Raw genomic sequence first — 26,158 nt, 5'->3', positions numbered from 1 at the left:
TTTAAACTCCTTTCATACTTTGATCCTGTATTTTAACTCCCCGAACCGTATCTTGAATTCGGTGCCTTCCCTGCTCGTGTCAAGCTCTACAACGCCTTCTATCTGATCGACAAGGTTAACTACCAGCTGAAGGCCCAGGGATTCCGTATCCCTGAAATCAATGGCTTCCGGGAAGCCCACGCCGCTGTCTCTGACAGTAAGCAAGAAACACTCTTCGGCTTCCCCTGCCTGCTGCTCGCCCCGGGTGCCAGATGCTTTATCTAAAGATTCACATTCATCCCTTTTCAGGCTGATGCTGATCTCTCCGCAGTTCCTTCCCGCAAAAGCGTGTTTCAGGGAATTCGAAACCAGTTCGTTGATGATAATCCCCAGGGGGATAGCAGTGTCCATCCCAAGGAAGATGTTATCCACATCAAGCTTCAAGCTTACTTCACTCACTCCTACGGAATAAGACTGGAAGAGATAATCGGTAAGGTTCCGGATATAGTCCGCAAAGTCCACGCTTACCATGTCCTCGGACTGGTAGAGCTTTTCGTGGACCAGGGCCATGGATTTTACCCGGTGCTGGCTGTCCTTGAAAGCCCCGATTGTCTTTTCGTCCAGGAAATTCCCGGATTCCAGGTAAAGCAGGGTTGAAATTACCTGCAGGTTGTTCTTGATCCGGTGGTGGATTTCTTTCTTCCGGATTTCTTCCATCTGGAGCAGGGCTTCTTCGGCTTTCTTGTGCTCCGTGATATCCAGGATGATACCCTGCAGCCGGATTTCTCCAAGATGGTTTCTCTGGATGAAAGTCCTTTCATCAACCCAGCGCGGTTCCCCGGATTTCGTAAGGATCCGGTATTCCGAATTATAAACTTCACAGCTGGACTCCACGTTTTTGGAGAGTTCTTCCTTCATCCTGTCCAGGTCATCCGGGTGGACTATTTCCCCGTAGAGGAGCCTTTTGGAGGTGAAATCTTCGGGACTGTAGCCCAGCCTGGAGACATTTTCGGAAACGAATTCCGCAGGCCACATGTCTTCGTATTTCCAGAGGAAGACAATCACCGGGCTGTTGTTGATAATATTCTCCATCTCTTCTTTAAGCTTGTTGGACTGCTCAAGCTCCAGTGCATAGGCAAGCAGGGCTTCTTCTGTCTTCATGCGCTGGGTGGTTACCCTGTCAAGCACTTCCCGGGTTTCTTCTATCCCGTCGGTCAGGAGCTTGAAGTCTCCCTGCCCATGCACCTCAATACTGCGTTTGAAATCGTTGTTCTGGAAAGCGGTGAGGACCGTATTTGAATCGTCAATGATCATATTGAGGGTTTCCGAGAACTTGTCAAGGGTATCCCCGAGTTCCCTGAACCCCCCCTGCAGGTCCGCATTGACCCTTTCTTTCAGTTCCCCTGCTGCAAGGGCATTGGTCACCCTCATGGTTTCCCGGATGGGGACGATTACCGCGTCAAGGATCTTATTCAGGCCCCTCGGGATTTCCCGGAAATCGACTTCAACATCTGTATCCGCCCTTACATCGAGTTTTCCTTTAACGGCATCCTCGGCGATGCTCTTGAAGTCTTCAACTATTTCGTCTATGGGCTTTGTAATGGACCTGGCAATCATGTAGCCAAGGGCGGCCATGAAAAGAATTGAAATTGCAGAGATTATAAGCAGCCTGTTCCGGAGGTCCGTCACTCCGGCCAGCATTTCTTCTTTGGGAACTGCCAGGACGAATGCGAACTCCCCCGTCTTAACAGGTTCGTAGAACATCACAACAGTCTTTCCTGTGGTGGGGTCGGTGGTTTCAATATGTCCTCCCACACCATTTTGAATATCTTCTGCTGCTGCGAGGACCTCTTCCGCTTCAGAATCCCGGAGGCTCCTTTTTCCGATCCATTCCTTATTGGTAGGGTGGGAGAGAAAAATTCCTGTATTGCTTACCATGAAAGCATAGCCCGTATCAAAAGCCTGGATATCACTTATGACATCATCCAGATATTCCAGAGGGACGTCAACACCTGCTATCCCCACAAACTCACCGTCCCGGATGATGGGGGAGTCATAGCTTACCATGAATATCCCTTCGTAAAAGTAAGGCTCGGTCAGGACATCTTTATTCGTGCTTTTTGGCAGCTGGTAATAGTCAGAGCTCTCATAGTCAACAAGCGGCTCGATAGTCGTGGGGCCGTTGATATTGTTGCAGTAAGGGACAAACCTTCCAGTAGAGTCGTAGCCCGGGGTATCCGCGTAGTCCGCATCCCTGCCATCAAAAGCGTTAGGCTCAAACCCAACATAAGCCCCGATCAGGTTAGGTTTTTCTTCAAGGACCCTTCTCAGAATATTCTTCACTTCTTCCCTGTCGGCGCCTTCATACTCGGCCATCGTGAGGGCAAGAGTGTTCGCAATTGCCCGGTTGGCTTGCATATTACTGTCAAACTGGTTCGCATAGTTGCTCGCCATTTCGACGGATTTCCGGTAAGCAAGGTCTTCTTCCTGGGAGGTCACCGTGCCGATAATGACTGCCGTAGACACGGCCAGGACAAGAAAAACCCCTACGACAATAAAAAGAACCAGCTTTGTTTTTAAGGGGACGTTTTTGAACCTCATTGTACCAAACTCCCGCCAGTTGATGGCCAGGTAGGCTGAACGGCGAAAAACAGGTTGCCATTTCACGGCTTTGACGGCCGACAGCGTTTATACACCGGTTACTTCCCGGCATAGCCCCCTGTAATGCATGAAAAGTTCTCTGCCCCAGCGAACTGCACTTGCATCGAAGCTCATTGCCTTTCTGTGATCGTATTTTCCCTGCTTGTCGAAAAGGCAGATGTACATGAAACGGTCGGTGACAGCAATTGTGGGAAGCCTGAGGCTTTTTTCACTAAAGACTTTCACTACCGTATTTCCGGAATTCAGCAGTACTCCAAGTTCGGTCGGAGATTCGGTTTTCAGTCTCTCGAATACTGCTTCCGTCACCACGATTTCCACTTTTGCATCACTCTGTGAAAGTTTCGAATAAAGGGAAGGGTAAAGGGGATGATAATAGGAAAGAGAACTCATGATGCACCTGGATTTCGCAAGGTTTTCAGTAAATTCTCGGGGGAGGTCAAACATATGGTTCAGGTCGGGCTCTATCACCATGCATTCCCCGAGTTCCCCCAGGCGCATAAACAGGTCTTCGGGTATGGCACTCATGTCCCGGCTTGCCCAGTACCCTTTGTTGTCCTCAAGGACTTCAAACGTGTTCAGAAGAGGGAGCATGTTTCCAACTACCAGTTTCCCAATCTCCGATAGCTCGTACACTTCCTCGGCCTGAAGAATCAGCTCCTGCTTTTTCAGGATCTTTATCTGGGGCATCATCGCTTTTGAAGTCACATTAAGAGAGGCTTTTATTTGCTCGATGTCCCGAGGCCCTTCCATCAGCAAAAGGAGCAGATTTTTCCTTTTTTCAGAAAGCCAGATTGTATCACTCAGGGAAGAACTCATTATGAAAGATATTTTATAAGAATCATTTTATTTAAAAATTGTGTTCTTAATCGGAAAATAAATGGAATATAGAAAAAGTTAACGGTGTAAAAGGTAATCTAAAAGGGATAAAAGGCTAGCAAAAATAACTGCTTGATTTTGGGATAAGGTCGTTTCACGAATGGCATTGAAAATTTTAAAGGCGTTGAAATATCCGTTCACCCTGGCATTTTCCACTCATCCGTCCATTTCCACCTCATTTGTCCAATTTCCTATCCCCCTCACTTTAACCTGAAAGTTCGGAAAGAGCATCATGGTTTGGGCTATATAATATACAGGCCCTATAATTGATCAGGAACTGGAAGGGAATACCTATCCGGCACAAACAAATTGCCAGGAGAAATCCCGGCATATTGACTTAGATAATTTCAAAAAATTGGCACTAAAAACGGTTTAAACGGTTTAAACAACAAATGGCACAAAAAACGGTCTAAACGGTTTAAACGACTAACTGGTACTAAAAACAGTTCAAAAGACGAAAGTCAAAAAAATTGCATCCTTAAAAAATGGGAAAAAACATCTCAGGAAGAACGGAAGAAGTCGGCTCGCACGTGGGAGTGCAGTTTGGCTCTTTACGGGCCCGCCTGAGAAAATGAGAGCTGGAACGGAACTGGCCAAACCAGAAATGGAGGCAGTTCTTCATGCTCCTCTTTTGAACCCCAGCAAATGCATTGAAAAATAACCTGAAGGTTGTGGCGGTGGGATTTTATGTCACAACCCTCAGGCCCCTCCAACAATTCTTTTCTGTTTTTGAATTGGACTTTGAATTTTTTAGTAGGCATTTTTTCGAGACTTTTTATTTTTATTCCCCAATATGTTTTTTCGGGATTACAGGTGGCCGGATTAGTTATTCAACTATAGTTGTTAGTCATCTCAGTGCCTTAAATGGTTATGGAAATGTATTTTCCTGGTTATCCCAATGCCCTTACAGCACCATATTTTTTTGTGCATCCTGAACTACAGTTTTAGCTTCCGGGATGCCAGGTACCTGTTTTCATGTCTGACGAAAACTGCATTTTAATCCCATTGTAATTTTTAAAGCCATAAAAAAATCTCCTGTCGCAGGCAAAGTCCCCGGGCCCTATCCAGAACCCGTTACTCTTGATGAAACCTCAGAGTTTGGGCTTTATATAAGCAAGGGCATATACTAATTTGTCAGGGAACAGTGAAACCCGTTGGTCGTTCTCCGGTCAGCGTCGGTTTTAACCTTGAAATGATCAGAGGTTCAAGAAAGTAAATAATCGGGAATAAGATATATGTGAGCAGATCCGCCCCCTTCTGACGTAGTGGGAAAAGAAAAGGGAGGGCATATAGCGGAAATCTGGACATATGGGAAACGAACCTCAATGCCGGGATATGAGTTGGGACTCATCAATGAAGAAGCCGGCAGAATAAGCACAAATGGATATGAGTTGATGAGCCGGGAACTCATCAGCAGAAAAAAGGCAGCTAAACGCAAACAGGATGTAAGTTGGGAACTCACCAACAAAAAAACAGCAATAGTAAAACGGCAATAGTAAAAAATAGGATATGAGTTGGGAACTCACCAATAAAATAAGAAATCTGCTGGGATTTAATTAAACTGACAAATGAAAGTTTAAAACCCTTCAAAAGTGAAAGCCCCATGCGAGAGGAAACCCGATTCTCAAAAAAGGGGAAGTGTATCTGATTCAAACAACCCCTTTAAAAAGAAAAACCGGCGTGTAAAAAGTATCCCGCAGATTTTACCCATCTCTTTTTTGATTCAGGGCTTAATATTACTCCTATACTATTTTTTAATTCAATGGAGATTTTCCACATTTATAGTCAAAGACCCAAATTCCTTCACCAATCTCAAGTGAAAATTACCACAGAAAGCACGGAAAACACGGAATAAAGGAAATAGGGGCACAATCCTTCCGTGTCTTCCGTGTCTTCCGTGGTTAATAAAATAAGTGTAAATATTTACATTCGGGACTCTAATTGAAAATGTCCCACTCTTATTGAAAATCGTTCTACATTTAATTGAAAATATCTGCATCTTATTGAAAAATTATATACATTTTACGGTAAATCAGGATTTTCTTCCTGCTTCTTTTTTTCCACCGCGTGCCTTTGAAGCGCTACTTCGATACTACTGTGCAGGTCCCTTTCTTCAAAGGGCTTGACGATATAGCCAAAGGGGCCTGTCTGCTTTGCCCGCTCAAGAAGCTTGCTGTCGGAATATGCGGAGAGGTAGACCACGGGGAGGTCGAAACGTTTTATGATTTCCCGGGCGGCTTCGATCCCGTCAATGTTTCCTTTCAACATGATGTCCATGAGCACAAGGTCCGGAAAGGTGCTTTCGGCTTTGCTGATAGCGTCTTCTCCTGAGGAGGCTATCCCTGTTACCTGGTACCCCAGGCTCTTCAGCATCTTCTTAATGCCCATTGCAACTATATGCTCGTCTTCGACGACAAGAATCCTTCCTTCGGTCATTGTAAACTCCTTCATAATTTTGTCCTGCATTTCAACTCCTTGAACCAGATGAAGAATTCGGTTCCTCCTTTACTCGTGTCAAGCCTGATTTCACCTTCGATCTGGTCAACAAGGGAAACCACCAGCTGAAGACCCAGAGAATCCGTGTCCCTGAAATCGAGGTCTTCCGGGAAACCCACACCGCTGTCTCTGACATCAAGTAAAAAGTACTCTTCAGGATTTTCAGCCGTACTGTTTTCATCCCTTTTCAAGCTGATGTTGATCTCTCCGCTGTCCTTTTCCGCAAAAGCGTGTTTCAGGGAATTTGAGACCAGCTCGTTGATGATGATTCCCAGAGGAACTGCCGTATCCATTCCTAGGAAGATCCTGTCCACGTCAAGTTTCAGACTGATATTTCCGTTTCGAATGGAATAGGACTGGAAGAGGTAATTGGTAAGGTTCTGGATATAGTCTGCAAAGTCCACGCTTACCATGTCTTCGGACTGGTAAAGCTTTTCGTGGACCAGGGCCATGGACTTGACCCGGTGCTGGCTGTCCTTGAAAGCCCCGATTACTTTCTCGTCCTCGAAGTTCCCGGATTCCAGATAAAGCAGGGTTGAAATTACCTGAAGGTTGTTCTTAATCCGGTGATGGATTTCTTTTTTCCGGACTTCTTCAATCAGGAGCAGGGCATCCTCAGCCTTCTTATGCTCTGTGATATCCAGAATGACACCCTGCAGGTGAACCCCGCCCTTCAGGTCCCTCTGGACAAAGGTCCTCTCATCAACCCAGCGCAATTCTCCGGATTTAGTGAAGATCCGGTATTCCAGGGAATAAGCGTCCGAACCTGACTCCACGTTCTTTACCAGTTCGGATTCTACTATCTTGAGGTCATCCGGGTGGATTATATCCCCGTACAGGACGCGCTGAGAAGTGAAATCCTCAACCTCATACCCAAACCGGGTGACGTTTTTCGAAACGAACTCTGCGGGCCACTTATCTTCGTATTTCCAGAGGAAAGCAACCACAGGGCTGTTATTAACAACCCTTTCCATATCTTCTTTCAGCTTGTTGGACTGCTCAAGCTCCATTGCATAAGCCAGCAGAGCTTTTTCAGCTTCCCTGCGCTCGGCCGTGACCCTGCCCAGGGAGCGGCGGGCTTCTTCTATCCCGTCGGTCAGGAGCTTGAAGTCTCCCTGCCCGTGGACCCTGACCGGATGTTTGAAATCGTTATTCTGAAAGGCGGTGAGGACCGCATTCGAGTCATCGATTATCGTGTTGAGGGTCTCGGAGAATTTGTCAAGGGTATCCCCGAGTTCCCTGAACTCACCCTCGACATCCAGGTTGACCCTTTCTTTCAGTTCCCCTTCCGCAAGGGCATTGGTCACCCTCATGGTTTCCCGGATGGGGACGATTACCGCGTCAAGGATCTTATTCAGTCCCCGCGGGATTTCCCGGAAGTCAACTTCCACGTCGGTATCTGCCCTGCTGTCGAGTTTTCCTTTTACCGCATCATCAGCGATGCAGCTGAACCCTTCAACAATTTCATCAATTGGCCTTGTAATGGACCGGGCGATCATCCAGGCAAGGGCGGCCATGAAGAGGATCGAGACAGCCGAGATTATGAGCAGCCTGTTCCTGAGGGCTGTCACCCCGGCCAGCATTTCCTCTTTGGGGATGACCAGGACGAATGCGGAGTTGCCCGTTTCCACGGGCTCGTAGAACATTACAATGGTTTTCCCGGTTGTAGGGTCCGTGGTCTCCAGATGCCCTCCCACCCCGTTTTTAATGTCCTTGCTGGCTTTCTCCAGGTCCTCTTCCCCAAAATCATGGAGGCCTTTTTCCCCGATCCAGTCCTTATGGGTAGGGTGGGAAAGGAATGTCCCTGTGTTGCTCACCATAAAAGCATAGCCCGTATCAAAGGTCCTTACCTCGCTGACTACCTCGTCCACGTATTCCAGGGACACATCCACTCCTCCTATCCCTACGAACTCTCCGTCTTTAAAGATCGGGGAGACATAACTCATCATGAACACGCCTTCGTAGTAATAGGGCTCTGTAAGCAAATCTCCTTTCGTTTCCTTTGGAAGCTGGTAATAGTCCGAGTGCTCGTAGTGGAGCAGCGGGTCCAGAACAATCGGCCCGTTCATTTTGTTCCAGTAAGGAACAAAACTGCCCGTGGAATCATGGCCGGAAGAATTTACGAACTCAGCGTCCTTCCCGTCAAAGGCATTTGGTTCGTAAGCTACGTATGTCCCTAGAAGGAGGGGGTTTTCAATAAGCAGGTTTTTCAGGATGCCCAGGACTTCTTCCCTATCCGAAGCCTCATAGCTGTCCATGGTGTTGGAAATCGTCTTTGCTATGGCAAAGTTGGCTTTCATGTCCGCATCGAACCGGTTCGCATAATTGGCGGACATTTCTACCGACTGCTGGTATGCCAGCTTTTCTTCCTGGGAGGTAACCGTGGAGATGATAACCCCCATGGAAGCTGCCAGAACCAGCAAGACCCCGATTACGATGTAAAGGATCAGTTTGGTTTTTAATGGGACATCCTTGAATCTCATGATGGGTTCAATCCTGTGTTTTTTGGCTTGCTGTGAAGGAGTAAGGGGGAGGACGAATGAAGGGAAAAATGATTAAGGGAAGGACGAATGAAGGGAAGAATGATTAAGGGAAGGACGAATGAAGGGAAGAATGATTAAGGGAAGGACGAATGAAGGAAATGATTAAGGGAAGCTTAAGGCAATGACTCTCGAGTAAAACCCGAATTCGGACTTCTCATTTTACTTCTTCTTGAAAATACCCGCATTCTCAGGCATCTGATACTTTCCGGGTTTCTTTCCGGTAATGCATGAACAGTTCCCTGCCCCATTTCAGGGCACTTGCATCAAAGCTCATGATTTTACTGTGGTCATATTTCCCCTGCTTATCAAAGAGGCAGAGGTACATGAAGCGGTCCGTGATGGCAAGGGTTGGCAGTCCCGGCTTTTCGCTGCAGACTTCTAGCTGAGTATTTTCCGCATTAATGATGGTCTCAAAATCTTCCTTGCACTCGTTTTTCATTCGGTCAAGCACAGGTTCGGTAACCACTATTGACATTTCAACCCCGCTTTCCGCAAGTTCCGAGTACAGGGAAGGGTAGAGTGGGTGGTAATAGGAAACCAGGGTAAGGATTTTCCCGGCTTTTTTCAGGTTTTCCGTAAACTCCCTGGGAAGGTCGAACATGTGGTTGAGGTCGGGTTCGATAAGCATGCATTCCCCAAGTTCCCCGAGCCTCAGGAAAAGATTTTCAGGAAGGATGCTAAGGTCCCTGCTAGCCCAGTATTCCCGGTTATCCTCAATAACCTCCAGGGTATTAAGGAGGGGGAGCATGTTCCCGACAACAAGCCTGCCGATTTCCGAAAGCTCGTAGGAATCCTCTTCCAGGACGACCAGTTCATCTTTCAGCAGGATCTTTACCTGGGGCGTCATGGCTTTGGAGGTCACGTTCAGGGACGTTTTGATTTGTCCCATATCCCTTGGACCCTCCATCAACAGAAGGAGCAGGTTTTTCCTTTTCTCGGAAAGCCAGAGTGTATCACATAACGAAGAGCTCATTTCAATCATATTATATACTTACGATTTATAAAAATATTGTGCTTTTTATCGTGGCTTCCGGTCCCGGACCCCAATAAAGCAGCAATAAGCAGAGAGATGAAGGTACGAGGAAGTGAAACTTCTCCGTATCCTGTATACTATACTGAATACCCTGTATACTATATCCTATATATTGTACTTTGAACAGATCTTTCTATATTGTACCCCGAACAGGTCTACTCTAATTATTCAAGCATTTCCATATATACTAATCTCCCGCGTATGGCCAACCTCTTGCGCCATGCTAATCCTTTGCGCTATACCAGCCCCCTGTGTATATGCGCATAATTAACGCCGTTATCCCCCTGAAGGGATCTGGCACATCTGCCTTCCTGAATCTCTTTATCCCTGCCAATGCCTTCTGACCTTCTCGGAGATCGGAATAGCGCCCAATTCCCGGCATTCTGGTAAAAACAGGATGGGCTAGGCTAAATATTTTTGAAAACAAAAAGAAAAGCAATCAGGGTTATTCAGATTTCCAGATTATCCCTGTACTTCAGAAAGCCGGACTGTTTCATGACACACAACAGAGGTTGAAAATGGCAGATGAAAAAGGATCAGCCCTGTCCCTATCAGGAGCAAAACGGTTTTCCTATGAATGGAGGTTTTAAAAATGGCAAACAAAGAAGAATTAATTCAGGAACTTTCGGATGCGATTATCTCCTGTAAGAAGGACGCAGTACTCGCTGCCGTAGAAAAGGCAAAAGAAGTAATGGAACCTGCAGAAATCATTGAGAAAGGACTTGCAGCAGGCATGAACGAGGTCGGAGTCCTTTTCGAAAGAGGGAAACTTTTCCTGCCCCATGTGATGATGGCTGCAGATGCAATGACCGCAGGGGTCGCAGTTCTTGAAGCCAACATGCCAGAAGGCAGTGAGAGTAAAAAGCTCGGGGTCATCGTGAATGGGACCGTAGAGGGGGACGTACACGATATTGGGAAGTCTATTGTTTCTACCATGCTCCAGTCTGCAGGTTTTGAAGTCCATGACATTGGAAGGGACGTCCCTCTCAGGAACTTTATTGAAAAGGCAAAGGAAGTCAAAGCAAACATGATTGGACTGTCTGCCCTGATGACCACAACCCTACCAGGCCAGAAGGAAGTCATCGAGCTCCTGAAAGAGGAAGGTATGAGGGAGAACGTCAAGGTAATGGTTGGAGGCGCACCCGCCACCCAGGCCTGGGCTGACAAAATCAGCGCGGACTGCTATGCTGAAAACGCCAGTGAAGCAGTTACCAAAGCAAAGGAGCTTCTCCTTTAATCCAGATCCCGGAGGATAAAGATAGCTTTTTTTCGGGAGGCCTTTTCCCTGGAAAGAATCCTGGCCTCTTTCCGGACAGGACATCCTGTTTTCTCCTCTAAAATTACGGAACCTGTTTATTGCTGTCAAGAGTGGAGCTAATCATCGTTCAATCCAAAAAAATGTGGAGTGTGTGCAGAGTATGACTGAAGAAAGCAGCGAAGCCGGAGGGCTTCAAAGAACAATAGACTGGAAGCAAGGGCTTGCAATTGCTCTTGGGGTCCCTGTGCTGATCCTGCCATCCATCGGCTATTTTGCAAGTTATGTCTGGGCTTTTGCAATTATTATATGGGCTCTTTCCGTATTCCAGGGTTTCATGCAGAACTTTGCTTACGGAGAACTTGCTACCATGTTCCCGAAAGCCTCAGGGTTGCCCGGGTATGCCCAGAGCGTATTCAAGACAAAAGATAAGAACACGAGGTATGACAAAAGCAAGCTCCTTGGAGGTTTCAGCGCCTGGAGTTACTGGTTTGCCTGGAACCCGGTGCTGGCGATCTTTGCAATCCTGATCGGAAGCTACCTCAAAGGCCTTGTCCCTGCCTTTGCCGGGGTGCCTGACCTGGCGCTCTACATCGCATCCGGGGCAGTTGTATTCCTCTTCCTTATTGTTGTTAATTATCGCGGGCTTTCCGGCGGAGCAACGCTCGGGTATATCCTCGCCGTACTTGCCCTTGCCCCTCTTATCGTAATCACTCTTGCCCCCTTTGTAACCGGGCACTTTGAAATGAGTAATATCACAGGCGCCTGGCTGCCTCCCGAATGGTCCTGGGACCTTGAGCACGTCCTGATCCTGCTCGGGCTCTTTGCAATGGCCCAGTGGAGTGCCTGTGCCTGGGAAACCGCAGCAATCTATGGGCCCGAGTACAAGGAACCGAAGTCCGATGTCCCAAAAGCCCTCTTCATCTGCGGGGGGATCTGTCTTGTGACCTTCATCCTGGTCCAGGCAGCATGTACGGGGACCCTTGGGATTGAAGGCATCCTGGCCGAGCCCTTCTCCCCGATGCTCCCGGTTGCCCAGATGACCCTCGGACCCATAGGAGGTGCCATTGCCATCCTCATGCTAATTGCAGCAATGGTCCTGATCATCCAGACCGCCTTCCTCGGAGCTTCAAGGGCAATGTACTCCCTGTCCGAAGAAGGAAACCTGCCGAAGTTCTTTGGTAAAATGAACAGCCACGGGACCCCGGTCAATGCCATGATCGTGATCGCGGTCTTCAACCTTGGTCTCATTACCCTGGGGACCCCCTCAGCCATCCTTGCAGCATCCTCTATCGGCTATGTCTTCGCAAACGGAATCAGTCTCTTTGCCTATGTGAAGGCAAAACTGAACCCGGAATTCTCAAGCCTCGAAAGGCCCTTCAAGGCCCCCAAAGGCTGGCAGTATATCGCCTTCGCCTTCGGGATATTCAACCTACCGCTCTGCCTGATCGGTGTGATCTTCCTGAACAGCCTTGAAGTGGGATGGACTTCCACAATAGTTGGGTTCGTGGTGCTGGCCCTCTATGTACCGCTCTGGCTGTACTCCCAGAACGAGACTGCAGAGCCTGCGATGAAGGAAGCAGCAGTGCCGAGCGAATCCATAATGTAAGCCTGGAAAAACAATACATGGGAAAATGCCCGAAGATTCCTGCAGTTGGAAGCATAGCTGCAATCTCCGGGCTTTTATTTTTTATATTTTATCTGTTATGTTTCCATTCATTCTTTCATATCATTTCACTTCACTTCACTTTATCTAGATTATATTCTTACTTAATTAAAATTTGTAGAATTGCAGGAGAACCTTCGATCGTAGGCGTCTTCATGAAAAATTTACTGAAAAATTTGCAGTCGCTTAAAAATTCTAAAAGGAATAAAAAATTCCGGGTCAGAGGAAATTGCTCATACTTGTTGTAAAGGCACAGAGCTTTTGAAAAACCAGGACAATTCAGGCTATATATATGTATAAATATATAATTGGCTGGTGAGCTGAATAGAAAGCTAGCCAGGTAATATAATACAGGGGTGAACTACAGTAGAGACCCGCAGGTGTTGAGTATGAGTTGGGGCTCATCACTCAAAGCAGGCAGGATTCCGGAAGTTAGTAAGGCTCGTGAGTCCGGCCTGCCAGAGAAAACAAAACCGCAAGAAAGCCTCAAGTACGGACAGTAGATAAGGAAAAAAATCGTATTCTCAGGTGCACAGGGCTGTGCTGTCCGCCTTAAGGCTTTTAAAATAACTTTTTTGTTGCACGAAAAATGGGACGGTAAAAAGCATGATCCGTAAGGTAAAGTGTCCTTCTGAAAAAACATACATTGGTGCCTGATTGCAGGGCTGAAGCACCGAAATCCACCTCATTCCCCCATGCAGAAATACTGGCCTTCAAAGCGGAACTTCCTGTAAAGCTCACAGTCCCGGCACAGGCAATCGTCCTTCTTTTCAGGGAGCATGTCATCTGTTAGCCTGCTTTTTCCCCTTGCACAGAACATATTTCCGCTTCCCGGGTACGAAGGGCAGCTGCCGCAGATGCAGGCCTTTGAGTTGTGATAGGAAAAACAAACCCCGAAATACTTGCCGTAGTTTTCAGGTCCTTTTCCAGGGTCTTTTTCCAAGATCCGTTTTTTCCTTTCACTTCCCATTTCCACTCTTCCTTTCCACTCTTCCTTTCCACTCTTCCTTTCCACTCTTCCCTTTGAGCATCACCTGACTCTTTTTTCCTATTCAAATTACATCCCTTGAAACTATCATTCTCCGGGCTCCGTGCATAAGGACAGCAATTTATAAGATATCAAAACATATCTTATATTCAGAATATATTATATTTACCTGGGAGTTTCACGGGCAAATTGCCCGGAACTACCAAAAAAGGGTTCTTGAGAGTGAGAGGAGTTACAATGGGATTCAATCATTTAGCTGAAAGTGATGAAGAGGCTCTGGATGAGGCACTGGATAGGCAAAAAGTCCTGGAAACCGTGATCAACAACAGCCCTGTGATGGTTTTCCTGTGGACCGCGGAAGAAAACTGGCCTGCGGAATATGTCTCTGAAAACGTCAGCCTGCTGGGGTACAGCGCAGAAGATTTCCTTACCGGCAGGATCGTATATGGCAACATCGTGCATTCCGAGGACCTGGAGAAGGTCCGATCGGGGCTCAACAGGTGCTGTGCACTGGGAAAAGATATTTTTGTCCAGCGCTACAGGGTGCTCACCGGTAAGGGAAAAGTGCGCTGGGTAGAAGAAAAAACCTTTATACAGCGTGATGACCTGGGGGAAGTAACCCACTTTCAGGGAATAGTCCGGGACATTACCGAAGAAATTGAAAAAGAAAGGGCCCTGAGGGATGCCCTGGAAAGCCAGAAAGCCCTCATGGAAAAACAAAAAGCCTTGCTAGACCGGGAAAAAGCCCTGGAGACCGTGATTAACAACAGCCCTATGGTCGTATTCCTGTGGAAAGCCGATAAGTACTGGCCAACGCTCTACGTGTCCGAAAACGTCCGGCAGTTTGGGTATTCCCCCGAAGACTTCATCTCCGGCAGGGTCCTCTACGGAAAGATCGTCCACCCTGATGACCTGCTCCAGGTGGAACTCGAACTCGACGAGAACTGCAAGGAAGGCGGAAAAATGTTCAACCGTGAATACCGCATCCTTACAAAGTCCGGGGAAGTGCGCTGGGTGGAAGAAACGACTTTTATCCAGAGGGATGAAGAAGGAGCCGCAACCCATTTCCAGGGCATAATTGAGGACGTCACGGAAAAATACGAAAAAGCCTGAAAAAAACCTTAAGGTTCCGAAAGTCCGGAGAAGCCTGAAAGAACCTGGCAGGTACCTGATTTTTAAACGGATTTTAACCTGTTTTATCCAGGAACCGTGCAGCTACCTGCAGGAGTTTTTTTCTCTTTTCCCCTGACATTTTATCCCAGGTCCCGACCAGCACGGCTGTCCTGTAGTTTTTAAGGAAAAACTCCCGGTTTTTATCGATAAAGCTCCAGAAAAGGGCATCCCAGACCTCGCACCACTCCCCTTTTTCATAATCCCCCATCTTAAGGAGGTAGTTTGAGCCCGAGATGTAAGGTTTCGTGGCAAAGCTCCCGCCGTCCGCAAACTGGCTCATGCCGTAGACGTTCGGGACCATCACCCAGTCCGCGGAGTCCACGAAGAGTTCCATGAACCAGCGGTAGACTTCGGCAGGGTGGATTTCACAGAGCAGCATGAAGTTCCCGAGCACCATCAGCCGCTGGATGTGGTGGGCATACCCGTATTCCAGGACCTGCCGGATGGCCCGGTCTACTGGCTCGATGCCCAGGTCCCCCCGGTACCAGCGCCCTTCCAGTTTCCTTTCGTGCCCGAAGAAATTTCCCTCAATCTCCGAGCAGTGGTACATCCCCCGCATGAACTCCCTCCAGCCAATCACCTGGCGCACAAAACCTTCCAGGCTTGAAAACGGAAAATATTCTTTTTCACTTTCTTTTAGTCTCTCCTCATCATCTTCTTTCCCAACCTTTCTGAATATTTCATCTGCTTCTGTGCTCCTTTCGTAAGTTTCGATAGCCTTTTCAACCACCTCTCCGGGGGTCAGGAGCCCGAAGTTAAGTAGGGGCGAAAGTACGGAATGAAAAAGGAAAGGTTCCCCTTCTGCAAGGGCGTCCTCGTAAGGCCCAAAATACCTGAAACGCTCTTTGAGAAAGGTGTCCAGCCAGGCAAGGGCTGCTTTTCTTGTCGTGGGCAGGTAAAAATTCTCAGTCCTCCCGGGGTGGTCCGGAAAGAGGGTGTCTACAAGGGCTATTACTTCTTCCGTATTCCCGGTTTGAGGGGCAGCCTGAAGTTTCGGGACTTCCAGTCTCCGGGGAAGAGGTTTTCGGTTTTCCCGGTCAAGGTTCCATTTGCCGCCAACAGGAAGCCCGTCTTCTGTCAGCAGGACTCCAAGGCGTTTTCTCTGCCAGATGTAAAAGTCGTTAAAGCGGAGCTTTTTCCTCTTCCCTTTATAAGCCCTGAAAGTCTCCACAGGGGTTAGGAAACCGGGAGAGTCCACCGTTTCAAGCTCAACCCCGTTCCGGGCACAGAAATCAAGGATGCTTTCCCTGAAAAAGGAGTCTTCGAGCGTATAGGTAACGATCTTTCCAATCCCGTACTTTTCCAGGACATTCCTCAGTTTTGTCTCGTAAGTCAGGTTTTTGGTTTTTTGCAGGGAACCGGGTTTGCCCGAGTTTGCTGAGGGGATAAAGTTTTCCGAAGTGACCGGGTTTTCCAACTCTTTGAAGTTTTCACCGGAATCGGACTCTTTTTTTCCGGGAAGCGGATAGTAAAGCACATCATATTTTTCGGCCAGCCAGTCACGGTATGAACGCATTGCCGAAAGTACGAAAACCAGTTTATGTTTGTGAAAAGTGTAGCGTGTACAGAGTCCCGGATCTTCGGCCATGAAGAAAAGGGTTTTTTCGTCAGGCTTCAGCCGATCCGTGGACGGGAAAAGGCAGTTTCCCGGTATCAGGGCAAGCCTGTCGTAGCTGTGTACTCCTTTTTCCTGTCCCGTAAAAGTTTCCTCCCCATTCATCCCCTCGCATCTTTCAAAAGCCATACCTTTCCCCAAACCCATGTACCTGCAAAACCATCTCTCCAAACCCATGTACCTGCAAAACCATCTCTCCAAACCCATGTATTGGTTTCTGATCCCTTAATGCTTGTTTAATGCCAAGTCCCGGAGTTCATTTCATCCTGGAAAGTGTGCATTCAGTGTGAAATAATAGCAATTGTTAATACTGCTAATAAGGTTTGGCACTTCCTTAACAATTAACTATTTATGCGTGAGAATATACATGAGTAACTTACAGACATAATTTTAATTGTGTCGGCATTTGCTCCATATTTCCCTTTGGGGGGAGGAGTAGGTATGAGTATGGAAATCCCATACTCCGAATAACTGACGAAAGTGTAAACCGGAAACAGGAATTGCTGGGGAACTGAAAGGAAAACCGGCATGATCTAATCCGGAAATAGCTGCAAACCCGGGGTTTTGTGGGATACGGTTCCGAATCCTGTATTCTAAAACCGTATCCTGCAGAACCTGTATTTGGGAATAATAAAGTTTATTAGGGTGAGGTTCCGGAAGTGTTCAGGGCCCGGAAAGACTGCTCTTTTTATGCCCTCCTGAATGGAGGACCCAGTAGTAGCATTTTCCCTGCCTGGTTTTAGGGGTGATTTTTCCTTTTATTTTTATGGGGCCTCTGGTCTTTATGTTTCTCGCGGCGTCCCTGGGGACCTCAAACTCCATGTTGCTTATACCGCAGCCCGGGGGGACGTAGTACATCAGGGTAATGTCCCCTTTGCCAATAAATTCCGAGACATCTCCCAGAACAAATTCGAATTCGCTTCCGTATTCGGATTTTGTTTTTATCCTTTTTATCGTGAGCTGGTATCCCTTTTCAACGGCTGATTTTTTCATGAAATCCGATTGAAAGTCATAGATGACCCTGTGCTCCAGGTCCACGGGGGTAAAATCAAAATCGTGCCTGCAAACTTTTTCCTGCCAGGAGAGGTTTTCCTGCATGGCATCAATCAGGAGCTGACCGTGCAGCAGTTCATGGTAGAGCAGGCCTTCGTTTTCTATTTTTCCGAAATCGTCTCTTTCTTTTTCTCTCAGTTCCTCGGGGTTGAGCATTAGGTAGTTTGTAAATTTCAGCGTTTTAATTCCCTTCTTTATCCCAATCCCACATTCGTTCCACGAATAGGCTCCAAAGCTTCCCTCTTCCAATTTACCTGACTGGCTCTCATCCCAGCTGATCAACAGGGTCCTTATCCGGATCCTGACTTTTTCCACCTGACTTTCCTGAAAAACAGTGCAGTTTATTTCTTTCCTGAAAGGTTCCGTTGAGAGACTTTTAACTACATCGTGTATGGAATGGGGAAGTATTTCTTTTTCCGAAGCTTTTATAAGGCGCTCGGCAATCGCAAGGAAAAGTTCCTTCTCTTCCTCGGTGGGTCTCTGCGGATTTTCAATTTCCCCTGAGACCAGAGAAACGGGTAAACGAGTGGAAACTAAGGCAGACCCTCCCCAAACATGCACAATATTTATTCTGTATAATATATAACATATGGTCTAAATATATGCATTTTGAAATAGAGTTCCTGAATAAAGATTTTCCGGGAGGAAAAACTGTGCAAAGCTACTCGAAAATCATAAACACACAACATATATAATAGGAAAATAAATATATTAATAATTGATCTGTATCTTGTTATATATGCTCAACTATTAATTGTTATGCACTTAGTTAATATGCATCGGTTAATGTTCATTTATTAATGTGCGCCGGTTAATGTGCATTAGTAAGCAACACGCATTTAACCATCAACACCCGATTAATGAATATAAACTGTCACGCACTACAACTGCCGCCCACAAAAATATCCCGTAACCCTTTCCCACGGTGCATGCTTATGGTAAACCCACTGGTCGATCTGCTCTTCCTTTCCGAGAAACGAAAGAATATACTCCTTCTTTTAATGGAAGGCCCAAAAAACATCGAAACGATAAGGGAAATCCTCAAAGCCAATGCCACTTCGGTCCAGCCCCAGCTAAAGAAGCTCAAGGAACAGCACCTGGTTACCCAGGAAGAAGACCTCTACGTACTTACCGATATCGGAAGTGTCGTTGTGGAAAAAATGAAACCTCTGCTGGACACCCTTGACCTGCTGGAAGAAAATGTGGACTACTGGGCTAACAGGGATATGGTCACAATTCCCCCGGAGCTCCTGCGCAGGATCAATGAACTTGGGAAATGCACCACGACTGAGCCCGATATTGACCGCATGTTTGAGTTGATACCCCTATTAGTAGAAAACATGAAAAAGGCTAAAAGGGTAAGAGCGCTGCTTTCTTACTTCCATCCCCTCTTTCCTTCTCATTACCTTGACCTGGCTCGGAAAGGTATCAGAGTTTCTCTCCTCATTCCCGAACCGATCCTGAGAAGGTGGGTTGAAGATTACAGGGCGGAAACGGAAGAATTACTTAGCCTTGAAAATGCCGAGCTTTTTACCTTTAAGAAAAATGATAAAGTCCCCTCACTCATGGTAGCAGACAATTTCATGGCAATGGCTCTCTTCCCCAAATCAGCGGTTTTTGACCGGAAATACATGATGAGTTTCGAGCCCGCTGCCCGCGTATGGGGAGATGAATATATTGACCACTTTCAGAAACTGGCAACCCGAATAGAAAAGCTCGAAAACTCTGAAGGATAATCGGAACAGGAAGCTGCCTGAGCCTGAACCAATCTAACAGGGAACCAATCTAACAGGGAACCAATCTAACAGGGAACCAATCTAAAAGGACTTGCAGGTGAGCTATTCCCGTATTACTCGGCTCCCGTATTTGCAGGACCTGTTGTGACTTTTTTATTCGATTAAGGCTCTTGAGCTTTCATTTTACCATCCGGAGTACTCTTCAAACCCCACCTCTCCTCTTGCATAGGCTTCATGCCAGCCCTCGGGCACGGGCAGTTCTCTGTAGAGGGCTTTTCTCCTGGCTTCCAGCAGATTCGGCTTTTCCCCCATAAATTCCGCAGCACAGAGCACTCCACCCCTGTTTCCTGCAGCTTCACCCAGTTCCTGTAACCAGCTGTATCCGGAAAAGGACCTGAGCAGATGGTGGTCAAGGATAAGCGTATCAACATTGCCTGCAAGTAGGAGCCCATTTTCAAAAGCTTCCGTTTTGGCTTCCGGGACACGGTGGGAAAGGTAGATTGGAGGCCCCGAAGCCAGGACTGTCGTGGGTTTCCAGGCAAGTACGGTGAGGACTGCTTCCCTGTCCAGGAGCTGGATGTCCGAACAGTGGACAAAGACCTCATCCCCTTCCCGGATGCAGGTCATCAGCACCTCTCCGAAACCCTTACCCTGCGCACCGTGGGGGACTGGCCGGGAAAAAGAAATGCAGCCGGAGTTTTCCCCTTCCGAATTGGGGAGGGGGAAACCGAGAAAGGTGGAAAGTTCTTTTCTCCTCCGGGCTGAGAGCCGTGAAATATTTTCCGGCCCCTTGCACCAGAACCTGACCCCTTCGAGAGGAGGGAGAGCTTCTACGGGGAGCTGGTAGGGGTCTTCGGCTCTCATGGGCATGTGGTCCCCGTGGTAATGACTGATCACAACGTCCGTGGCCCCGGCAAGTGCGGAAAGGATTCTGGCCCTTATCCTGGCAGCCGCAGCAACCTCCAGGGGATGGGGAAACAGAGAAAAGCGGATGCGAGCCAGGGCAACTCCGGGATCGATGACTATCACCCGATCTTCCACCCTGACCACACAGGCAAGGGACCTTGCTCCGAAAGATTCGCTTCCAAGGACCTCAATTTGCATATAATATACTAACACGTGCATCCAGAACCCTTTTTCGGAGGAAACGGAAAAATGGGAATTTTACCCGGATTTTTGCCCGTATAAAAATTGCCTCTGGCTTGAACGCATGGAACGGGGTGAATTATAGTCCCGAACATAAACATTTACACTTTCTTTATAACCACGGAAGACACAGAAAGCACGGAAGGATTGTGCCCCATTTCTTTTATTCCGTGTTTTCCGTGCTTTCTGTGGCTAAACTTTTACTTGAGATTGGTGAAGGAATTTGGGGCCTTGACTATAGATGCTTGAAACCGAAGAAAAAAACTTGAATGATAAAAACGGACGAAAATTCCGGGATTCATGCTCTTCATCGGAACCCTCACTTTTCATCCGAACTTTTATTCCTTATTTGCCCCTTTTCTCTTCATCCGAACCCTTACTCTTCATTTGCCCCTTTCTCTTTATCTGAACTTTTACTCTCCGTTCCCGCAGCCTCATAACTTCCTCCCTTTTGTGCCTTTCCTGAAAGGTACTCTTCGGAAAACATCCTGACTATGAGGATAAAATAAGATAAAAAGAGGGTCCCGACTACGATCCCGATCAACCCAAAGAGGGATACACCTATGATTATCCCAAGCCGTAATTTAGACTTAATGTTATAAAAGCTGTATTTCGGAGCCGGGAGAAGCTCCCGAATAGCCGGACCGAAATAGGTTGACCGAATTATATGGAGAAATTCGGTGGAGAAATAAGATGGAAAAGTTCACATCGGGAACAGGTTTTCCAGCTGCTTTACAATTTTTTTAACATCTCCTTTTGAGAGGGTCACTTCCCGACTCAGGACGTGGGAACTCAGGCTGTCCGCAAATAGCACCTGGACGGGGCTTTTTTCCAGAGGGATTTTCGAACCTGCTATGGCGATTACAGGCTGTACTTTTATCTCTTTGTTTGCGATTTTGAAATAGCCTCTCTGAAGGCGGCTCCCGTATTTCAAGCCGTTAAGGTACCTGTAGACAAGATAGCTGCTTCTCTTTACCTGGTCGTACGGGGTGAAGGAGTGTTCCTTGAAGACTTTTTTCACATAGGCAGGGCTCCAGTTTTTCGTTTCGATTACGTAAACCCCGGAAGGCCCCACAAGCAGGTGGTCGATCTGGGCAGATTTCAACTTTTTGCCTTCGAAGCTTATGTACTCCTCAAGCTCCAGCTTCAGGTCGTTGAAGAGATAGTATTCGTCAGGGAGGGAACGAAGCTTTTCAATAACATGCAGCTCTCCCTCGGCTCCCCAGTAATTGTTTGAGACCATTATTTTTTTAAGAGCTTCAAGCTGTCTCACAAGGGGAAAGAGCTTTCTTTCGATTTCCGAACCGCTGTTGTTTTTCAGGTACCCGGAGCGGTCTTTCACTTCCTTCAGGACGGTGTATTCGTTCCTGAGCAGCCTGTCCGCCTCTTTTTGGGACCCGGCTTTCAACCGGGCATGGCGTCTACCTTTCAGGTACCTTTTCACCCGGGCCAGGAGATAGGATAAAAGCTTTCCCGGAACAGGGCGCACTTTTTCAGCTTCTTTCAATTCGGCTTCCAGTTTTACAAGTTCCAGCCTGCTTTCTTCCGAGATGCGGCAGGATTCTTTTTCGATAACCTGCCTCAAATCTCCAATCTTTGCGTCCAGTTCCTTGATTTCCCTCCGGATTTCTTCTTCAGCCAGCCCTGCCTTTTCGGAATATTCGGACTCAAGCCTCTGCCTTTCCTCGGAAATTTCCCGGAAACGCTCAGCCGGAATTCCGTTAGACCTGACGTCCCTCAAAAGTTCTTTTTCCGCACCCGAAACACCATATTCTATCACGATACAAATCCTCTGTTTTTCTTTTTGTGAAAAATTATTAAATCTGAATATCCCGTGAGCCCAAAAGCTCGAATAGTGAGCCTGGGAGCCAAAATAACCTGTGATTGAATGTCTGAAAGTCTGAATAGTGACCTGAAAAGCTGAAAAGCTGAAAAGCCGAAGAGCCAAAAAGCTAAAGACCTAAAAGCCTGAAAGTCCGAAAACCCCGGAGATTCCGGCAGGTTTTTGCAGGCTTTTTCGCGACTCTACAGGAAATCCGTTATCAGGGTTTGCCTCTCGTCCCTTTCCCGGAGCTTCGAGACCCCGACTCCCACCAGCCGGAATTTCCTGCCGCCAAGGAACTCGGAAAGGAGCTGGCGGACCAGTCTTTTTATCACGAAGATATCCGAAGTCCAGATCGGGACGGTTTTCGAACGGGTATACGTTGAAAAGTCCTCGAAGCGAACGGTCAGGGTCACGGTCCTGTAGAGGAAGTTATTGCTGAGCAGGGAACCGTGCACTGCCTCGGCAAGAGCGTCCAGGGAGCCGAAAACCTTTACCGGGTCGCCGGTGTCTTCCTCAAAGGTCCCGTGCCTGCTTATGGACTTTATGCCCTCTTTTTCCCGTACCTCCCCGAAATCGAGTCCGTTTGCCATCTGCTTCATCCGCAGGCCCATTTTCCCGAATTTTTCCTTCAGGAGCTGGACATCGCAGTTTGAAAGCTCTTCCACCGTGGAGATTCCCATCCCTTTCAGGGCTTCCGTGGTTTTTTCCCCTATGCCCGGGATTTTCGAGACCTGCATTGGAAAAAGAAAATCCCTGACGTCTTCGGGACGGAACACGGTCACCCCATCCGGTTTCTGGAAGCCCGAGGCAATCTTTGCAAGGAGCTTGTTGGGGCCTACCCCCACGGAACAGGTAATTCCAGCCTGTTTCCGGACTTCGTCCTTGATCCGAAGGGCATAAAGGGCAGCTTCCTCAAAATCCCTGACCTCGGGCCCGGGCACCAGGTATGCCTCGTCCACGCTGACCTGCTGAAACTTTTCCGCAAAACCCCTGAGGATCTCCATTACCCCCGCCGAGACTCCCATGTAGAGCTTCATGTTGACGGGCAAAAAGACCGCTTCGGGACAGAGCTTATACGCCTTTGAAATCGGCATTGCCGAATGTATCCCGTACTCCCGCGCCTCGTAGGAACAGGTGCTTACAACCCCTCTCCCTGCTCCTCCTTTCGGGTCAGACCCCACGACAACGGGCAGTCCTTTCAGCTCGGGGCTCTCCCTGACCTCCACAGAAGCAAAAAAGCTGTCCATGTCCACATGGAAAGTAATCCGCTTTTTAGGATCGCTTTTTTTCGGATCGGGGGCAGGCATTATGCGATAGATAAAAGCTACCTCTTAAAAAAGCTTGAGCACGCGGGGTGAAAGTATTAACCTACTCTAAATTAAAGGAATGAAAATGGGGAATGAAACTTCCCGAAAAAAGCATTTCTACAAAGCAGGATAATATATAATTGGAATGGCTGGAATAATTTAGATAATCATACTATAGTCAAGGACCCAAATTATTTCACCAATCTCAAGTGAAAGTTTAACCACAGAAAGCACGGAATAAAGGAAATAAAGGAAATAGGGGCACAATCCTTCCGTGCTTTCCGTGTCTTCCGTGGTTATAATGTAAGTGTAAATATTTGCGTTCGGGACTATAATATAAAATAATAATTAGAAAACGAAAAATAATAATTAGAAAACGAAAAATAATAATTAGAAAAATCAGGATAATTAAAAGTACACCGGAAGAAAATTTCGAAGCCTTTATTCATGAAGTGGGGGGAACTTCATTATACCTATGCAGGAAAATCAGGAACTTAAAGTCTTCAAGGAAGGAAGCCATAAGGTTGATGACTCTGTCAAACGGCTGGCTGCAAATATGAAGCAGGCCTCAAAAAAAGTCGTCGGCACAAGGTTTCCCAAAGTCACATCAAAGTCCCTTGCGAACAATCTCCTTACACTGCCTGACTGTGCCGAAGGAAAAATTACGCTCGTCAGTATAGCCTTTGCGCGCAATGCCCAGGAACAAATCGACTCCTGGATCCGGCCTTTCGAGCGGGAGTTTGGAGGGGACGAACATTTTGCAATCTACGAGCTCCCGATGATCAGCCAGGGCTGGAAAGTGCTTTCCTGGATGATTGATTCCGGGATGAGGGGTGGGATCCCAACGGAAAAGCATGACAACGTGATCACATTCTACGGGGATTATTCGGACTACCAGGAAGCCCTTGAGATGGAAGATACTCAGTTGGCTTATGTCTTTTTGCTGGACCGGAAGGGGATTATCCGCTGGAGAGAGCAGGGGTACGCCACACCTGAAACTGAAAAAGAACTTATCGAGATCTCAAGGGCTCTCCTGGGCTGAAGCAGCTTCAGATAAAACAGACTGAGATGAGAAAGCTGAGGTAAAGTGAGGAATTTATGGCTGGAAAGGGGGATTCATGGCTAGAAGGCAGGTATTTCTGGGGATCCTGAGGGTCATTGGCTTCTTCGTCCTTATTATCGCAGTGTACACCATTGTTCAAAATATGCAGGCACAGGAATGCGCTGAAGGGGAGTCAGGGCTTGACTGTATTGAGCTTCCGCCGGGGTTTTCTATTGATTACTATGCCGAAAACGTGGATAATGCCAGGTCAATGACGCTAAGCCCGAACGGCACACTCTTTGTCGGGACCCGGAATGCAGGAAACGTCTACGCGCTCCCGGATAGGGACCAGGACAACCGGGCCGATGAGCTGCTCATGATAGCTGAAGGGCTGAACATGCCAAACGGGGTGGCCTTCAGGAACGGTTCGCTCTATGTGGCAGAGGTTTCCCGGGTGATCCGCTATGACGATATCGAAAACAGGCTGGAAGACCCGCCTGAACCCGTGGTGGTAAATGACAGTTTTCCCTCTGACAAGTCCCACGGCTGGAAGTACATAAAGTTTGGGCCTGACGGGAAACTCTACGTGCCCGTGGGGGCACCCTGCGACGCCTGTGACAAAGAGGAAGAAGACGCACGCTACGCAACGATCATGCGGATGGAAGCAAACGGGAGCGGGCTTGAGATCTTTGCCCGGGGGATCAGGAACAGCGTGGGTTTTGCCTGGCACCCGGAGACCGAAGAACTCTGGTTCACGGACAACGGGCGGGACTGGCTCGGGGACGACCTGCCCCCGGACGAGTTGAACAGGGCACCGGAACCGGGCCTGCATTTCGGTTTTCCTTTCTGCCACGGAGGCGACATCCCTGATCCGGAATTAGGAGAACTGCGGGACTGCGAAGAGTTCACACCTCCTGAAGTCAAGCTTGGCCCCCATGTGGCGGCTCTTGGAATGACCTTTTACACGGGTACGATGTTTCCCGAGGAGTACAGGAACCAGACCTTTATTGCAGAACATGGCTCCTGGAACCGGAAAATTCCAATCGGGTACCGGGTGACCCTTGTCAGGTTGGAAAACGGGACACCCGTTAGTTACGAGGCCTTTGCGGAAGGCTGGATCCAGGGTTTTTCGGCCTGGGGAAGACCCGTAGACGTTCTTGTCATGCCGGACGGGGCGCTGCTGGTCTCGGACGATAAAAACGATGCGATCTACAGGATCAGTTACCTGGGGACCGGCCAGGGAGTTATTTAAATAATTAACTATGTGAAACAACTTGTAATTTGAATGTAATTTATAATGTGGAAAAAGATTTGCGATGTATAAATAATTTTCAATGTGGGGTAAATTAAGAACCGGAACAAAAATCTTTATGATTTAAGTCCCCCATATAATAACGTAAGGGGTGAATATTATGTTATCCAAGATTCCAATCGATCTTGAAAAAGTACCAGAAGAAGACATTGACAAGCAGATTCTCAGAGCCGGCATCATCGCCGAACTCGATGCTGTAAGCCTTTATGAACAGATGGCTGACCTGACCAAAAACGAGGACATCAGGGCAATCCTTCTGGACATTGCAAAGGAAGAAAAGACACATGTGGGGGAGTTCCAGACCCTTTTACTCAGGTTTGACCCGCAGCAGGGGCTAGAACTGGAAGCAGGAGCCGAAGAGGTGGAAGAAGAACTCTCCAAATAAAGCTTCATGAGGCCTGAGTTCTGACAAAAATCCTGATTCCGGGTCTGAATACCCGAATCCTGAACCT

The 26,158-nt window shown here is 47.7% G+C and carries 19 protein-coding genes; 7 read left to right on the top strand and 12 right to left on the bottom strand.

All coding sequences use genetic code 11. The annotated features are described in order from the left end of the window. Positions 1-12: 12 nt before the first annotated feature. The 5 genes from MSMTP_RS08865 to MSMTP_RS08835 form a co-directional block, all read right to left on the bottom strand. Complete coding sequence (locus MSMTP_RS08865) at positions 13-2,580, bottom strand: histidine kinase dimerization/phosphoacceptor domain -containing protein (RefSeq protein WP_048178692.1); 2,568 nt, start codon at positions 2,578-2,580, stop codon at positions 13-15. A gap of 87 nt (positions 2,581-2,667) precedes the next feature. Further along, a complete protein-coding gene (locus tag MSMTP_RS08860; RefSeq protein ID WP_048178691.1) occupies positions 2,668-3,456 on the bottom strand; it encodes a winged helix-turn-helix domain-containing protein in 789 nt (262 codons plus the stop codon). 2,082 nt (positions 3,457-5,538) lie between these two features. Further along, a complete protein-coding gene (locus MSMTP_RS08845) occupies positions 5,539-5,967 on the bottom strand; it encodes a response regulator (RefSeq protein ID WP_369799621.1) in 429 nt (142 codons plus the stop codon). Then, complete coding sequence (locus MSMTP_RS08840) at positions 5,964-8,495, bottom strand: histidine kinase dimerization/phosphoacceptor domain -containing protein (RefSeq protein ID WP_048178688.1); 2,532 nt, start codon at positions 8,493-8,495, stop codon at positions 5,964-5,966. Before MSMTP_RS08840 ends, MSMTP_RS08845 begins: the two co-directional genes overlap by 4 nt. 247 nt (positions 8,496-8,742) lie before the next feature. Continuing rightward, positions 8,743-9,444: a winged helix-turn-helix domain-containing protein gene (locus MSMTP_RS08835; RefSeq protein WP_369799620.1), complete on the bottom strand. Its 702-nt coding sequence runs from the start codon at positions 9,442-9,444 to the stop codon at positions 8,743-8,745. 736 nt (positions 9,445-10,180) lie between these two features. On the opposite strand from MSMTP_RS08835, the gene mtbC reads away from it, so the two are divergent. Then, positions 10,181-10,825, top strand: coding sequence for a dimethylamine corrinoid protein MtbC (mtbC, locus tag MSMTP_RS08825; protein WP_048183147.1), 645 nt, complete (start codon positions 10,181-10,183; stop codon positions 10,823-10,825). A 181-nt stretch (positions 10,826-11,006) separates the two neighbouring features. Next, on the top strand, positions 11,007-12,452 hold the full coding sequence (locus tag MSMTP_RS08820; protein ID WP_048178686.1) for an APC family permease: 1,446 nt from the start codon (positions 11,007-11,009) through the stop codon (positions 12,450-12,452). A 742-nt stretch (positions 12,453-13,194) separates the two neighbouring features. Here the strand turns inward: MSMTP_RS08820 and MSMTP_RS08815 are convergent. Further along, the gene (locus tag MSMTP_RS08815) at positions 13,195-13,524 is read right to left on the bottom strand and encodes a DUF2769 domain-containing protein (protein ID WP_231582979.1); all 330 of its coding nucleotides are present in this window, start codon (positions 13,522-13,524) and stop codon (positions 13,195-13,197) included. 210 nt (positions 13,525-13,734) lie between these two features. Between MSMTP_RS08815 and MSMTP_RS08810 the strand changes: the two genes are divergently transcribed. Then, a complete protein-coding gene (locus MSMTP_RS08810; protein WP_048178685.1) occupies positions 13,735-14,610 on the top strand; it encodes a PAS domain-containing protein in 876 nt (291 codons plus the stop codon). Positions 14,611-14,683: 73 nt separating this feature from the next. On the opposite strand, the gene MSMTP_RS08805 is transcribed toward MSMTP_RS08810, so the two are convergent. Then, positions 14,684-16,414 (bottom strand): cryptochrome/photolyase family protein, encoded by a 1,731-nt coding sequence (locus MSMTP_RS08805; protein ID WP_197076169.1) that lies wholly within the window; start codon positions 16,412-16,414, stop codon positions 14,684-14,686. A gap of 534 nt (positions 16,415-16,948) precedes the next feature. Next, positions 16,949-17,899 (bottom strand): hypothetical protein, encoded by a 951-nt coding sequence (locus MSMTP_RS08800; protein WP_048178684.1) that lies wholly within the window; start codon positions 17,897-17,899, stop codon positions 16,949-16,951. A 374-nt stretch (positions 17,900-18,273) separates the two neighbouring features. Between MSMTP_RS08800 and MSMTP_RS08795 the strand changes: the two genes are divergently transcribed. Continuing rightward, positions 18,274-19,074: a winged helix-turn-helix domain-containing protein gene (locus tag MSMTP_RS08795; RefSeq protein WP_048178683.1), complete on the top strand. Its 801-nt coding sequence runs from the start codon at positions 18,274-18,276 to the stop codon at positions 19,072-19,074. Between the two features lie 183 nt (positions 19,075-19,257). Here the strand turns inward: MSMTP_RS08795 and MSMTP_RS08790 are convergent, their stop codons facing one another. The 4 genes from MSMTP_RS08790 to dinB form a co-directional block, all read right to left on the bottom strand. After that, on the bottom strand, positions 19,258-20,199 hold the full coding sequence (locus tag MSMTP_RS08790) for an MBL fold metallo-hydrolase (protein ID WP_231582978.1): 942 nt from the start codon (positions 20,197-20,199) through the stop codon (positions 19,258-19,260). 397 nt (positions 20,200-20,596) lie between these two features. Further along, complete coding sequence (locus MSMTP_RS19970) at positions 20,597-20,764, bottom strand: hypothetical protein (RefSeq protein WP_231582977.1); 168 nt, start codon at positions 20,762-20,764, stop codon at positions 20,597-20,599. Positions 20,765-20,923: 159 nt separating this feature from the next. Further along, complete coding sequence (locus MSMTP_RS08785; protein ID WP_048178681.1) at positions 20,924-22,000, bottom strand: nuclease-related domain-containing protein; 1,077 nt, start codon at positions 21,998-22,000, stop codon at positions 20,924-20,926. Between the two features lie 245 nt (positions 22,001-22,245). After that, entirely contained in the window at positions 22,246-23,355 is a 1,110-nt protein-coding gene (dinB, locus tag MSMTP_RS08780) for a DNA polymerase IV (RefSeq protein ID WP_048178680.1), read from the bottom strand. A 472-nt stretch (positions 23,356-23,827) separates the two neighbouring features. Between dinB and MSMTP_RS08775 the strand changes: the two genes are divergently transcribed. From MSMTP_RS08775 to MSMTP_RS08765, 3 genes are all read left to right on the top strand, one after another. Next, positions 23,828-24,394, top strand: a complete 567-nt coding sequence (locus tag MSMTP_RS08775; RefSeq protein ID WP_231582976.1) for a hypothetical protein — start codon at positions 23,828-23,830, stop codon at positions 24,392-24,394. Positions 24,395-24,470: 76 nt separating this feature from the next. Beyond that, positions 24,471-25,646, top strand: coding sequence for a sorbosone dehydrogenase family protein (locus MSMTP_RS08770; RefSeq protein ID WP_048178679.1), 1,176 nt, complete (start codon positions 24,471-24,473; stop codon positions 25,644-25,646). Between the two features lie 160 nt (positions 25,647-25,806). Next, entirely contained in the window at positions 25,807-26,091 is a 285-nt protein-coding gene (locus tag MSMTP_RS08765; RefSeq protein ID WP_048178678.1) for a ferritin family protein, read from the top strand. The last annotated feature ends 67 nt before the right edge of the window (positions 26,092-26,158 follow it).

Origin of the sequence: Methanosarcina sp. MTP4, assembly GCF_000970045.1 — an archaeon.
GTDB lineage: Archaea > Halobacteriota > Methanosarcinia > Methanosarcinales > Methanosarcinaceae > MTP4.
The sequence above is the reverse complement of the archived record's forward strand: the minus strand, read 5'-3'. Positions and strand labels throughout refer to the sequence as shown.

Excerpts from the sequence above, each read along its gene's own strand:
- MSMTP_RS08865 (WP_048178692.1), bottom strand. The coding sequence starts at position 2,580 with ATGAGGTTCAAAAACGTCCCCTTAAAAACAAAGCTGGTTCTTTTTATT.
- MSMTP_RS08860 (WP_048178691.1), bottom strand. The coding sequence starts at position 3,456 with ATGAGTTCTTCCCTGAGTGATACAATCTGGCTTTCTGAAAAAAGGAAA.
- MSMTP_RS08845 (WP_369799621.1), bottom strand. The coding sequence starts at position 5,967 with ATGAAGGAGTTTACAATGACCGAAGGAAGGATTCTTGTCGTCGAAGAC.
- MSMTP_RS08840 (WP_048178688.1), bottom strand. The coding sequence starts at position 8,495 with ATGAGATTCAAGGATGTCCCATTAAAAACCAAACTGATCCTTTACATC.
- MSMTP_RS08835 (WP_369799620.1), bottom strand. The coding sequence starts at position 9,444 with ATGGGACAAATCAAAACGTCCCTGAACGTGACCTCCAAAGCCATGACG.
- mtbC (WP_048183147.1), top strand. The coding sequence starts at position 10,181 with ATGGCAAACAAAGAAGAATTAATTCAGGAACTTTCGGATGCGATTATC.
- MSMTP_RS08820 (WP_048178686.1), top strand. The coding sequence starts at position 11,007 with ATGACTGAAGAAAGCAGCGAAGCCGGAGGGCTTCAAAGAACAATAGAC.
- MSMTP_RS08810 (WP_048178685.1), top strand. The coding sequence starts at position 13,735 with ATGGGATTCAATCATTTAGCTGAAAGTGATGAAGAGGCTCTGGATGAG.
- MSMTP_RS08805 (WP_197076169.1), bottom strand. The coding sequence starts at position 16,414 with ATGGCTTTTGAAAGATGCGAGGGGATGAATGGGGAGGAAACTTTTACG.
- MSMTP_RS08795 (WP_048178683.1), top strand. The coding sequence starts at position 18,274 with ATGGTAAACCCACTGGTCGATCTGCTCTTCCTTTCCGAGAAACGAAAG.
- MSMTP_RS08790 (WP_231582978.1), bottom strand. The coding sequence starts at position 20,199 with ATGCACGTGTTAGTATATTATATGCAAATTGAGGTCCTTGGAAGCGAA.
- MSMTP_RS08775 (WP_231582976.1), top strand. The coding sequence starts at position 23,828 with ATGCAGGAAAATCAGGAACTTAAAGTCTTCAAGGAAGGAAGCCATAAG.
- MSMTP_RS08770 (WP_048178679.1), top strand. The coding sequence starts at position 24,471 with ATGGCTAGAAGGCAGGTATTTCTGGGGATCCTGAGGGTCATTGGCTTC.
- MSMTP_RS08765 (WP_048178678.1), top strand. The coding sequence starts at position 25,807 with ATGTTATCCAAGATTCCAATCGATCTTGAAAAAGTACCAGAAGAAGAC.